Here is a 13,911-nt window from a genome sequence, read left to right as displayed (position 1 = left end):
ATATTAAGACGCTTTTTTAGCTACGCTCATATCTCTCTCAACTTTTATTTGAGCATTAATAATTCCAACTACATCCAAAATTAAACCAATACTTCCATCACCTCTAACCGTTGCAGCTCCAATTCCTTGGACACTTCTGAAATTTTTATCTAGAGGTTTTACAACAACTTGATGTTGATTTAAGAATTCATCAATTGATATTGCAACTTTAGTATTACCAGATTTTACAACTATTAACATACCTTCTTCAAGTTTTTCAAAACTTTTTTCAAGACCAAATAATTGATGTAATTTAACAACTGGAATAAATTCTTCTCTTAACATTAATAAATCTTGTGTACCATCACCAATCTTTTTAATCATTTCAGAAGTTGGTTGTAATGATTCAACTATTGAACTTAGAGGTAAAATATATTTTTGATTTCCAACTTTAATATCTAAACCATCTAAAATAGCAAGTGTAAGTGGTAACATAATTGTAATAGTTGTACCCTCACCAATATGAGTATCAAGTTTAATTGCACCACCAAGTTTGTGAATATTTGTTTTAACAACATCCATTCCAACACCTCGACCTGAAATATCAGTAATTTGATCTGCTGTTGAAACTCCTGCGCCAAAAATTAATAATGCTTTTTCATTTTCACTCATAGTATTAAATTGATTTTCATCAATTTGACCTTGTTCAAGTGCTTTTTGAGCTACTTTCTCAGAATTAATACCTTTTCCATCATCTTCAATAGTAATTATCATTTGTCCATTAGCTTGTTCAGCAGAGATACTAATAGAACCAACTTCAGGTTTACCTGTAAGCTCTCTTTCAGCTGGCGTTTCAATACCATGATCTAAAGAATTTCTAATAATATGCATTAATGGATCTGTTAATCCTTCAATCATTGCTTTATCTATTTCAACATTATCTCCATAATGTTTAAATTCAACTTTTTTACCAAGTTTTTTAGATATATCTCTTACAACTTTTGGAAATTTAGAATAAATAGAATCCATAGGAACCATTCTAATACTCATAATCGAATCTTGCATATCTCTAATATGTCTCTCAAGTAATTCTAATCTTTCTAAAACAGAATTTCTAGTTTTTGTTTCTTCAATAGTTGATGAAAACTGAGTAAGCATTGCATTTGTAATAACCAAATCACCAACATTATTCATCAATAAATCAATTTTATCAAGATTAACTCTAATACTATTATTGTTATTTGAAACAGATTTTTTTGAAGAATCACCAGTATCTTCTTCTTCTTTTTGTCTTTGTTTTCTTTGAGGTGCTACATTTTCTCTAATAGATTCAACTTCTGCTTTTATTACAGCTTTTTCTTCTTTAATATCATTAGTTTCCATTACAGAAGTTGGACTAATTTCTGGCATTTCATCAAAAAATCCAAAATTTTCTTTATCTTCAATTTTGAAATCACTATCTTTAGTATTATCAGAAATAGCTTCTAATTCTTCATCATAAAAACCATAATTTTTATGAACTTCATCTATTTCATCATCAGCAAATATTCCATAAGCTTTATTTTTACTATCTCTTTGTTCATTTAAATCATCATCAAAAAAACCAAAATGATCACTATCTGAAACTTCTGGAATCTCTTTTTTAGTTTCTACAACTTTTGGAATTTCAACTGGTTTTACAACTTCAACTTCAGCCTTTTTTACAACAGTTCCATTAGAATAAGCTCTAATTTCTTCCAATAATGAAGTAGTCATTTTTGTAAATGTTTCTCTATCTAACTTATTAGATACTTCAAGGTCTAAAATTTCTTTCATAACATCAAGTCCATCAATAAGTGTTTCAGCCATTTCAGGAATAAACTCAATTTTATGATTTCTTAATTTATCCATTAAATTTTCAACATCATGAGTGAATTCAGCAAATAATGCTAATTCAACAGATGCTCCACTTCCTTTTAGAGTATGAACATCTCTAAAAAGTTGACCCATTTCTTCATCTGTCAATGAACCATTATTTTCTGCTACTAATAAAACATTATCTGCTGATTCAAAGAGCTCTTCCGCCTCTTCAAGAAACATTTCTCTATATTTAGAAATATCAAACGACATGAAAACTCCTTTATTTATCTACTTAAAACTATATTAACTGCTTTTAGCAATTGATCTGGTACAAATGGCTTTACAATCCATCCTGTAGCACCTGCAGCTTTACCCTTTGCTTTCATTTCATCACTTCTTTCAGTAGTAAGTACTAAAATTGGTTTTTTAGAATATTGTGATATTTTTCTTAATTCACCTATTAGTGTTAATCCATCCATATTTGGCATATTTACATCGGTAATTATTAAATCAAAATCAGCAGCCTTAGCTTTTGCTAAACCATCTACACCATCAACAGCTTCAGTTACATCTGTATATCCACCTTCATTTAGTGCATAGTTCAGCATATCTCTTAGCATTGTAGAATCATCCACTATTAAAAGCTTAGCCATATTAAAACCCCTTAAGTTTTCTTAAAAAAATTATTTTTACTATACTAACGTAAGAAATATTAATTTAGGGTTAGAGTGAATAAAAAATTTGTAAGTTTAGAGATAATATAGGGAAAATAGTGATTAAACAGAAGAACTAATGTAAAGATTAGTTTATCTTTACATTAGAAAAAATTATGATATTAATTTGAAGATAACTCAATTCTATCTTTTGTAACTTTTAGAACTTTTACTTCGATTTCTTGACCAACTGATAAAATATCCGATACATTTTTTACTCTCTCTTTAGAGATTTTTGAAATATGTAAAAGACCTTCTCCACCTTTTGGTAATAAAATAAATGCACCGAAATCAACAACTCTTTCAACTTTTCCAAGTACAACTTCATCAATAGCATATAATTTCTCAAAATCAATATTTTTAGGAGAATCTTTTCTTGCAGGTGCATTATTTGAAATAGTTTTAATATGTTCACAAGCATCTAAAACATTTTGTTTATTTCCACCACTTACTTTTACAGTTCCACTATCTCTATCTAAATCTATTGAAACTGTAAATTTCTCAATAATTTCTTTTATTGTTGCCCCTGCTTTTCCAATAATTACCATTATTTTACTAGGATCAATTGCAAATTGTTCAACTAAAGGCAATGCACTACTTGCCACAATTTCAGTTGCTGCTTCTTCCATTAAAACTAAAATATGCTTTCTTCCCTCTTTCGCTTGAAGTAAAGCTTCTTTTAAAACGCTTAATTCAATACCACCAAGTTTTATGTCCATTTGTAAAGCAGTAATACCTTTTGTTGTACCAGCTACTTTAAAATCCATATCTCCATCATGGTCTTCAAGTCCCATAATATCAGTTAAAACTGAATAATTATTTCCTTCTACAACCATTCCCATAGCAACACCTGCTACTAAATTTGAAATAGGAACACCAGCTGCTTTTAGTGCTAATGAACCTCCACAAACAGTTGCCATTGATGAAGAACCATTTGATTCAAGTATTTCAGAAACAATTCTTACTGTTTCATTGTAATCATCATCAATTGTTGATTCAAGTGCTTTTTTAGCTAAATTTCCATGCCCAAGTTCTCGTCTTCCAACTCCAAACATTGGTTTTGCTTCTCCAACAGAGAAACCTGGAAAATTATAATGAACCATAAATCTATCAACTGAAGTTGATTTATCAGTTAAAACTTCATACATTTGACCATCTTTTGCTCCTGCAATTGTTCCAACCACTAAAGCTTGTGTTTCACCTCGTGTAAATAAACAAGAAGAGTGAGCAGATGGTAAAATATTTGTTTCAATAGAAATAGGTCTTACATCTTTAAGACCTCTTCCATCAGCTCTAATTTTGTCATTTACAATCATATTTCTTACAATTTCTCTTTTTACAACTGAAACTGCTTCATAAATTGTTGAAAATGTTAATTCATTTGTAGTACAATAATCATTTTTAGAAATCATTTTTGCAACATCTTTTAATTGAGTTGCTCTTTCACTTTTTGCAAGTTTTTTGATAGCTTCTCTTATTTCATTTGAAAAAGTATCTCGAACATAGTTTATAACTGATTCTTCAATTGTAAATTGAACTAATTCAACTTCTACTTTTTCTTTTACTGAAGTTTCAAAACCTTTTTCATAAGTTAAATTTGCTTCTTTTAATGCCTCTTGAGCAAAAGCGATAGCTTCAACTAAAGTATCTTCATTCATTTCATTTGCATTATGAATTTTAGTAAATGCTTCAATATCAACTTCAACCATTTCACTTGAAGAGATAGTTTTCATTTCTATCATTAATAATTCATCTTTTGAACCAGCAACATATAAATCTAAAGTTGAATTAGACATTTGCTCAGGTGTTGGATTAATAACATAATTGTTCTCAATTCTTCCAACTCTTACACCACAAACAGATTTTTTAATAGGAAGATTTGAAGTATATAAAGCAGCATTTGCAGCATTTAACGCAAGAGCTTGTAAATCAACATTTTTATCAGCACTTAAAACCATAACTGTGATAGTCGTAGGATAAACATAACCTTTAGGGAAAAGTGGTCTTAAACTTCTATCAATTACTCTTGATGTTAATGTTTCAAAATCACTAGGTTTCCCTTCTCTTTTTATAAATCCACCAGGTAATTTTGCTGCTGCATAAGTTTTTTCTATATATTGAACAGTTAATGGAGTAAAATCTTCACTTACAGGATTATCAAATTCACTTACTACTGTAGCTAAAACAACTGCATTTCCTATTTTTGCTAATACTGAACCATTAGCTTGTTTAGCTACTTTTCCAAATTCAAAAACCTCTTGTTTTCCATTTAATTCAAATTCACAAACTGTTGACATACTTTTTATCCTTTATTTATTTTCTCTATATCTTCAAAACTAACATCATCTAAACTATCATAATAAAAATCAATTTCTACAAAATGATCTAATTTTTTAATAAAATATAAATCATCTGCAATTGATTCTATAGTGGGAATACTAGCTGTTGGTAAAATTGGAGTCGCTACTGAAATAGACTTAGCTTTTAAATTAATGGCTGTTTTTATACAAGCCATCATTGTTAAACCTGTATTAATTCCTTCATCAACAATTAATACATTTTTGTTTTCAAACTCTTGAATCTTTTCCCCATGTCTAAACTTATTAACAGTGTTAATAATAGATTCTTCATAGACTTTTTTAGATTTTGAATAAACATAATCTAAACTAATATCAAATGCTTTTATTAACTCTTCATGGATTAATACTTCTTCATGCTCTGTTACAACTGCTATTTCACAATCCTCATTATTTGGAGCATAAATTTTTTCTGAAAACATCATATCATATTTACTGTTAAGTGCTTTAGCTACTATTTTTGCAATCTCAAATCCACCATATGAACTTGATATTACTGTCCAATCTTCTAATCTCATACTATCAATTGGTAAAACATCTAACAATCTATACGCTGCAACTTCTCTGTTTTTAAAATATATTCTGTCTGGATTCATTGATTTTTATCTTCCATTTTATATTTCTGTTTAATTCCACCTAATGGTTTTAACATAATATTGATAAATACAATTTTTTGATCTATCGCTACATATGATTCATCATTTATACGAGAAGAAGGTACAACTTCATTTTCATATCTTAAGTCTATATTCCAACAACTATCATCTATATTAAAACTAATCCCTTGTTTACTTCTAATATTATCTTGTAAGTTATAATTTTCATAAAAAGAAACTTTATAATCTCTTGCTAGTTTATATGAAGTTATAACCCGGTAAGATTCTAAATCTTCTCTATCATTAAAAATATTATCTGTATCTTTTGATTTATAATAACCAAGAGTCAAAGATAAATCTTTATAAACAAAATTTGTATCTGCATTATTTTCAACAAATTGTTGGTCTTCTACATTATAAACAGCTTTCCCACTAATAGATCCATATTCATGATAAAATTTAAGATAATTTTCTAAGTCTTCTAATTTGGGTTCATTTAATGCATCATATAAAATTGATTGTGAAATTTTATGATTAATCAATTGTTTTAAACTACCATTATCATATAAAGATTGGTTTGCTGATAATTTAATATTTTTTTCTTCTTGATTAATTGGAAAAGCTTTAAGTTCATTCTCTTTTATAGAATTTTCTTCAGTAGTGATTTTATATAAATCACCCTGCTCATCTAGATTTTTGGGAACAATATATTCTGCTTTTAAATTAAGAGTATGTAAATAATCTTCATAAGGTTTTATTAAATCACTTCCTATTCCCACAGAAGTTCTATTTTGAACTAAAGTTCCATCTTCATATTCTGGATTAGTAAAATTATCATAATCATACTTATCGATAATTGTTTTATTTTCAATAAAAGCATATACATAATCATCTAATAAGTATTTACTATAACTCAAAGGTAAACTTACTTCATATACATTTGCCGTTAAGCCATCATCTCTTGTATAATTTACAGCTTTAGTATCTAAAGAATAAATTAAATTATCAATAAGTTCTTTGTTATAAGAGTGAAATTGCACTTGAGGTAATTCTTGTAGAGTTTCATTATTTGATCTTTTTGAACCATCAATATAGTATCTACCATAAACACCCGTATAATAATCAGAAGTATCATAAAAATAATTAATTTTAGATTCAACTTTTCTATCTGTAGAAGTTAATTCATCATTATTTTCTATAGTAATATATTCTATATCATTAAAATAAGTAAGTGAAGTAAATAATCCATCTTGAGAACCATTTTGGGCAAAAATACTTCTTCTTTGATAATCTAAATCAAAACCATAATGTTCTTGATTTTCTAGACCACTTTCTAAATAATAATCTTTATTTTCTTTAAATATACCTGTTTTCATCTCTAATAAAGAATCCGGAGAATCTGCATATCTATAATATGTATATGCTCCGTAGCCTCTTTGAGTTCTAATTTGAGGTATTAATTCAATATCATAATTATGTGCAGGTGCAAAATAAATAGGTTGAGAATAAAATAATCCTTCATCCCCTGAATATCCAAGAGTTGGAAGTAAAAGTCCAGTTCTTCTTGTCGTATCAGTTGGAAAACCTAAATAAGGACTATAAAATACAGGAACATCTTTTACATAAATTCGTGGATTATAAGCATTTATCCATTTGGCTTCTGTATCATAATCTGCACTTGATGCTCTGATACTCCAAACTGGATCTAAACAATCACATGATGAAATAATAGAACTATCAAGTTGTATCTCTTCTTTTTCTTTATTTGAAGTTTTTGAATTTATCCAAATTTTATTATTTTGTTCTTGTAAAAACATTGGATTTTGATTTGAAGAATCTTTTTTCAAATCAATAAAAGCATAATCACTTTGTGTTTGAATGTTATTATCTTTGATTACCAAAACATTATCAAAAAGTTCAAAAGTTTCATTTTCTTTATTATAAATAACTTTATTCGCACTCAAATAATAAGTTGGTGAATAAATTACAACATCACCACTTGCTGTAATTATATTTTCAACAGCATCAACATTTTTAGCAACTAACTGAAACTTTTCATTTTTTAACTCTTGAGCATAAATTAAACTTGAAGTAATAAGTAATGTAGATATTATTCTTTTACGCATTTACAACCAACGTTTTACCCACAAAATCATGAAAGGTTTTTCGTCCATCATTAAAAAAACCAACTAAAAAACCAATATAAAAAAACATTTCAGAAAAAATTCTTCCAAAAGATCTTAAAAAAGATGAAAACATAGAAACTTTTCCCCACGAATTAGCATCAATAATTCTTATTTTTGCAACTATTTTACCAACTGTTGCACCATAATACCAAACAAAAAAAGTATGATAAAGAACTTTTAATATAATTAGAGGTGTTACCAATTCTGTTTTCATAAAAAACATCATCGCATCCATATCATCGCTAAGAGCAGATATACTTTGCCAAAAAATCATAATAATAATTATAGTTACCAAAAAATCATCAATTACATAAGCCAATGCTCGAGAACGCATTGAAGCTAGTTGAAGATTATTATTTTGCATATATTATTACTTTAAAGCTTGATAAGCAATATCTGTTCTACATTTTTTACCAGCAAAATGTACTTGTCCACATAAAGCATATGCTCTATCTCTTGCTTCTTTTATACTTTTCCCAAATCCAACACAAACTAATACTCTTCCACCTGTTGCCATTAATTTATCATCAATTTTTTCAACACCAGCATAAGAAATGTGAGAATTTCCGAGTAAATCAGCATCTACAATTTTATCTACAATTATTTCAGCAGGGATACTTGAACCATAAGGATAATTTTCACTTGCCATTACAACACCAACACTAAATTCATTTTTGATTTTAATATCTAATTTATCTAGTTGTTTTGTTGCACCTTTATAAAACAGTTCAGAAACAGGAGTTTCTAATAATGGCATTAAAATTTCACATTCAGGATCACCAAATCTTACATTATATTCTAAAATTATTGGCTCACCACGTACTACCATAACACCAATGAATAAAACACCTTCGTATGGTGCTCCTTCTTGTTGCATACCTTTTAAAGTTGGTTTAATTACTCTTTCTTCTAATTTTCTATAAATATCATCATTTACAAGTGGTGTTGGAGCATAAGCACCCATTCCTCCTGTATTTGGTCCAGTATCCCCATCCCCTATTCTTTTATGGTCTTGAGCTGCTGGTAATATTTTATAGTTTTCACCATCACAAATAGCAAAAACAGATAATTCATATCCATCTAAATACTCTTCCACAACAATAGAAGTTCCAGCATCTCCAAATGAAGCACCTGAAAGCATATCAGAAGCTGCTATTTTTGCTTCATCTTTAGATTGAGCAATAATTACACCTTTTCCGGCACATAAACCATCTGCTTTTACAACAATTGGTAAATTCATAGTATCGATAAAATCATGAGCTTCTTTTTCATTTGAAGTCTCTATAAACGCTGCTGTTGGTATGTTATATTTTTTTAATATATTTTTCATATAAACTTTTGAACCCTCAAGTTGAGCTGCTGCTGCACTTGGTCCAAAAATAGTTAAATTATTTTCTTTAAATATATCAACAACACCATCTACTAATGGAGCTTCTGGTCCTACAATTGTTAAATCAATAGAATTATCTTTTGCCCAAAGAGCTAATTGATTATAATCTTTAATATTTATATTTGTTCCTAATCTGTCAGTTGCACCATTTCCTGGCATAAAAAATAGATTATGAGCATTTTCTTTGTATATTGCTAATCCAATAGAGAATTCTCTACCGCCATTACCAAGTATCAATATATTCACGATAATTCCTTGTATAATAATTTAAAAAACCCGAGTAGTCGTTAACCATCAAAATGGCCCTAAAAAGCCACGAACGTACATAAGAAGCGTATTTTAGGAGCAAAAACGCATTGAATTGCTACACACCATACAGACCTACAACCATGTACAAAAATAAATTATCGGACCCACAACAATGGAAATCCCGAACTACTTAGATTATCTTATTTTATCTAAAGATGTTTAAAATTGAGTTTAAAGTAAAGTTTGCCGAGCTAGATTTATACATTCATCAATTGAAGTTTCTGAACTAATTATATAATCAACTTCTTTTGGTAAAAATTTTGCAGTAGTTTTTCCAATAACAATTGCTTTATATGAATCTTTCCAAATATGCTGTTTAAAGAAACATTCAACACTTGAAGGTGAAGTAAAAATAAAAACTGAACTATCTTCTAAGATTATATTTGTTTTCTTACAAGAAGTTTTATACGCTATTAATTCATCTATTAAAATTTCATTTTCTTTTAGAATGCCAACCAGATTTGATACTGTTTTTAAAGCTTTTATATAAAGTACTTTTTTATCTTTTAATAATTCTATCAATTCTTCTGCAAATTCGTTTCCATGGGAAGTAATACCTGTAAAAACAACTTTTCCACCCAAACTTTCAATAACTTGTGAAGTTTTAGGAGCTATCACATATGAATCAATTTCTTTCCAATCTTTATTAAAAGAGTCTAAAGAATAAACTGCATTTTTTGAAGTAAAAATCAAAGCATCGTAAAAAGATAAATCTATATTTGATTTAATATATTCAATGTGAAAAACTTCTAAATTTTCCACATTTTGATATTTTTGATTACTTAAAAGATAGATTTTAGCCATTTGTTACCAATTCATATTTTTGAGTGTAATTTATTGCATCATCTAAAGTATGAAAAATTTTAATACTTTTAAATAAATTTGTTGTGTCAACTGCCAAAACTTTTCTTTTATGTCTATATTTTAAAACTAAAATTATTTCTAAATCTTTTGTTCTAAATTTTTCAATAATTTCTTCAAGAATAAATATTGCAGAAATATCTAAAAATGATACATTTTTACAATCTAAGATTACTTTTTTTGTATCTTTAATTTTTTCTAATCTTTCATCTAAATGAGATGCTGTTCCAAAAAATAAAGAACCATTTATTTTAATAATCTCAACATCATGATTTTCTATATCAATATCAAAAGAGACTTTTGAACGAGCTATTTTTATTTGTGTAGCTCTTGAAACTTGATAAACAGCAATTATCGAAGAAATTGTAATTCCAACACCAACTGCCATAATTAAATCTACAAAAACAGTAAGTAAAAATACTGTTACCATGATAAGTAAATCTTGTTTTGTTATTTTATTTAAAATTTTCAAAAATTTATAATCTAAAATATCAAAACCTACTTTTATCAAAATCCCAGATAACACAGCAAGTGGAATTTTTGATGCAAGTGGAGCCAAAAATAGAACAATAACTAAAAGAGTAAAAGAATGAGTCATACCAGATAATTTTGTAGTTGCTCCACTATTTATATTTATTACAGTTCTCATTGTTGCCCCTGCTCCTGGAATTGCTCCAAAAAATGAACAAATAGTATTTCCAATACCTTGACCTATTAACTCTTTTTTAGGGTCATGTTTTGTTTTAGTCATTGAATCAGCTACTAAGGAAGTTAATAAGGAATCAATAGAGGCTAAAAGAGCTAATGTTATAGATAACATCAACATAGTATTTAATTTTAATATATCAAATGAAATTGGTAAAACAAAAGCAGGTAATCCCATTGGAATTTCACCAATAGTATCTATTTGAAAGCCCATAAAAAGAGAAAAATAAGTTACTGTAACTAAAGCTATTAAAGCTGATGGAACTATTTTTGAGATTTTTTTAGGTGTTAAAAACATAATAGCTAAGGTTACAGTTGCAATTATTAATGCTTCATAATTTACTTTTTGAAAAGTATCAATTAAAGAAGTAAGAGTTTTAACTATCGAACCATATCCTTCAACACCTAAAAAAGGATTTATTTGAAGAATTATAATAATAACTCCAATACCACACATAAAACCTGAAATTACCGGATATGGAATATATTTAATCCATTTACCAATTCCTACAATTCCAAAAGAAATTTGCATTAGACCAGCTAAAAAAATTACCGTCATAACTGTTGATAAATCATTTGGAAATGTTGCAACTGTAGCTGCAACAATAACTGTCATAGGACCAGTTGGTCCTGAAATTTGAGTAGGAGTCCCTCCAAAAAAAGCAGCAAAAAAACCTAATATAATAGCACCATATAAACCAGCAATTGCACCAGCGCCACTTGCAACTCCAAAAGCTAAAGCTAAAGGAAGAGCAACAACGGCTGCTGTTACACCAGCGAATATATCATTTTTTACTCTATGCAAGGAATACTCCTAAAATTTTAGCTTATTTAGTATCTCTTTCTAAATATTCTTCATCACCCATTTTGTCATGTTTTCCACGTGCAATTACGTGAATAGGTGTTCCTTCAAAATTGAAATTATCTCTTAAATAATTTATTAAATATCTTTTATATGTAAAGTGTAAAAGATTTGGTTTATTCATAACTAATGCAATTCTTGGTGGTTTTATATCGAATTGAGTTGTATAATAAATTCTTAAATATGCACCATTTGGACTTGGAAGTGAATGTCTACTTACTGCTTCTTCAATTACTCTATGTAATTTTGAAGTAGGAATTCTTTGAGTATAGTTATTGAAGATTTCTATAATTTTATCTTTTAATCTTTCAATGCTTCTTCCTGTTTTTGCAGAAACTGCAATAATTGGAGCATAAGATAAAAATCTAAATCTTCTTCTAATTTCTTCTTCCATTTTTTGGAATGTTTCCATATTTTCATCCCATTTATTTAGAACAATAATAGTTGCAAGTCCATATTCATCAACAAGTCCTGCAATTTTTTCATCTAAATCAGAAAGTTCTTTTGAAGCGTCTAATATAACTAAAGCCATATTTGCTTTTTCTAACATCTCTTTTGTTCTCATTAAGGCAAATTTTTCAATTCCCTCAATACTTCCTCTTCTTCTTAAACCTGCTGTATCAACAAATGTTACATTTTTATCTTGATATTCAAAAGATTCATCAACAGGGTCAATTGTAGTTCCTGCAATTGGAGAAACCACTGATCTTTCAGCACCAACAATGGCATTTAAAATAGAAGATTTTCCTACATTTACTTTTCCAATGATTGCTACTTTAATATTATTGTCTATTAGCTCTTCATCTGGCATATCTTCAGGTAAAACTGATTCAAAATCATTGTTTTCTTCACTTGAAAAATCTTCTTCATCATCAAAATCAAAATTTGCTTCTTTTTCTTTTTTTAAAGCTTCTGCTTCTTCAAGAGCTACAGTTTCAAGATTAACTGGAAGGTGTTGATAAATCCAGTCAAATAGATTTTTAGTTCCCCTATTATGTGAAACTGAAACTCCAAAAAGATTTTCTTCCCCTATTCCAAACTCAAAAAACTCCCAAAGTCTTTCTAATTCTTTATCATTATCAATTTTATTTACAACTAAAGCTAATTCTTTTCCTAATCTTTGAAGCTCATAAAATAATTCTTTATCCTTATCATCTGGTATGTTTTTACCATCAACCATAAAAAGTATTATATCAGCCTCTTTTGCCGTCTCAATAGCTTTTCTTTTTACATTTGAAAATATAGCATCATTAGTTTCATCGATACCACCAGTATCAAGCATTAATGCTTTTCTATCTAATATTTCTATTTCATGTTTTCTAATATCTCTTGTAGTTCCAGCCATATCAGATACAATTGCAATTCTTTTATTTGCAATTCTATTAAATAATGAAGATTTTCCTACATTTGGTTGCCCAATTAGAGCAATTTTTTTTAACGTTTTATCCATAAATTTTTTTAATCCTATTTTTTATCATAAACTAAAAAAGGTATTAGCCATTTATGCTAATACCTTTTCACTAACAAAAGCTTTTTTTAATATAATCCAAATTTACCTTGGATTGAACTTTTGTAAAGAACTCTCATAACATCATCTTTGTCATAGAATACTTTGAATTGTGCATCAGATGCTTTTAATTCTTCTAACGCTTCTTCAATATCCATTGGTTTATATGATGTTAATCTTACTGGAGTGATTTCATCTTCAAATTTTTCTAATTCAAGTGCAATTTGGTCTTGAATCTCAGTTGCAACAACCTCAGTTAATTTTGTAGCTTTATGAGCTGCAATTTTATCATGATGTCTTCTTAAAACTTTTGATACTCTATCAACAGCTATATCAATAGCGGCATATAAATCTTTATCTTTTTGTTTTACAACAATTGTATCTAAGTGCGCAATGTTTAAAGTAAATTCAAAAGAAAAAGCTTTTTTACCATGTTTTTCATCTTGAGCTATAATTGCATTCACAGAAATAATGTCTAAGTTATATTTTTTAAATACTTCTACTGAGCTATTAATGTAATCTTTAATTGAATCTGTTAAATCTATGTGTCTTCCTACAATACCTGTATTCATAACATACTCCTTATATATAATTTATTTATTCTATC

The 13,911-nt window shown here is 28.2% G+C and carries 11 protein-coding genes; all 11 read right to left on the bottom strand.

Annotated features, from left to right (window positions below; all coding sequences use genetic code 11):
* Positions 1-3: 3 nt before the first annotated feature.
* Positions 4-2,088 carry a chemotaxis protein CheA gene (locus ASUIS_RS06785; RefSeq protein WP_118886308.1) on the bottom strand — a complete coding sequence of 695 codons (2,085 nt, stop codon included), beginning with the start codon at positions 2,086-2,088 and terminating at the stop codon, positions 4-6.
* Between the two features lie 14 nt (positions 2,089-2,102).
* Entirely contained in the window at positions 2,103-2,471 is a 369-nt protein-coding gene (locus ASUIS_RS06780; protein ID WP_014474229.1) for a response regulator, read from the bottom strand.
* Between the two features lie 182 nt (positions 2,472-2,653).
* Entirely contained in the window at positions 2,654-4,828 is a 2,175-nt protein-coding gene (locus ASUIS_RS06775; RefSeq protein ID WP_118886307.1) for a polyribonucleotide nucleotidyltransferase, read from the bottom strand.
* Between the two features lie 5 nt (positions 4,829-4,833).
* A complete protein-coding gene (locus tag ASUIS_RS06770) occupies positions 4,834-5,484 on the bottom strand; it encodes a phosphoribosyltransferase (RefSeq protein ID WP_118886306.1) in 651 nt (216 codons plus the stop codon).
* A complete protein-coding gene (locus ASUIS_RS06765) occupies positions 5,481-7,610 on the bottom strand; it encodes an LPS-assembly protein LptD (RefSeq protein WP_118886305.1) in 2,130 nt (709 codons plus the stop codon). The genes ASUIS_RS06770 and ASUIS_RS06765 overlap by 4 nt, the downstream gene beginning before the upstream one ends.
* Positions 7,603-8,034 carry an RDD family protein gene (locus ASUIS_RS06760; protein WP_118886304.1) on the bottom strand — a complete coding sequence of 144 codons (432 nt, stop codon included), beginning with the start codon at positions 8,032-8,034 and terminating at the stop codon, positions 7,603-7,605. Before ASUIS_RS06760 ends, ASUIS_RS06765 begins: the two co-directional genes overlap by 8 nt.
* A 6-nt stretch (positions 8,035-8,040) precedes the next feature.
* The gene (gene purD, locus ASUIS_RS06755; RefSeq protein WP_118886303.1) at positions 8,041-9,306 is read right to left on the bottom strand and encodes a phosphoribosylamine--glycine ligase; all 1,266 of its coding nucleotides are present in this window, start codon (positions 9,304-9,306) and stop codon (positions 8,041-8,043) included.
* Between the two features lie 234 nt (positions 9,307-9,540).
* A complete protein-coding gene (locus tag ASUIS_RS06750; protein WP_118886302.1) occupies positions 9,541-10,173 on the bottom strand; it encodes a uroporphyrinogen-III synthase in 633 nt (210 codons plus the stop codon).
* The gene (locus ASUIS_RS06745; protein ID WP_118886301.1) at positions 10,166-11,740 is read right to left on the bottom strand and encodes a SulP family inorganic anion transporter; all 1,575 of its coding nucleotides are present in this window, start codon (positions 11,738-11,740) and stop codon (positions 10,166-10,168) included. The genes ASUIS_RS06750 and ASUIS_RS06745 overlap by 8 nt, the downstream gene beginning before the upstream one ends.
* Positions 11,741-11,762: 22 nt before the next feature.
* Positions 11,763-13,247, bottom strand: a complete 1,485-nt coding sequence (gene der, locus ASUIS_RS06740) for a ribosome biogenesis GTPase Der (protein ID WP_118886300.1) — start codon at positions 13,245-13,247, stop codon at positions 11,763-11,765.
* A gap of 86 nt (positions 13,248-13,333) precedes the next feature.
* Entirely contained in the window at positions 13,334-13,876 is a 543-nt protein-coding gene (hpf, locus tag ASUIS_RS06735) for a ribosome hibernation-promoting factor, HPF/YfiA family (RefSeq protein ID WP_118886299.1), read from the bottom strand.
* Positions 13,877-13,911 lie beyond the last annotated feature (35 nt).

It is taken from the genome of Arcobacter suis CECT 7833, assembly GCF_003544815.1.
Lineage (GTDB): Bacteria > Campylobacterota > Campylobacteria > Campylobacterales > Arcobacteraceae > Aliarcobacter > Aliarcobacter suis.
The sequence above is the reverse complement of the archived record's forward strand: the minus strand, read 5'-3'. Positions and strand labels throughout refer to the sequence as shown.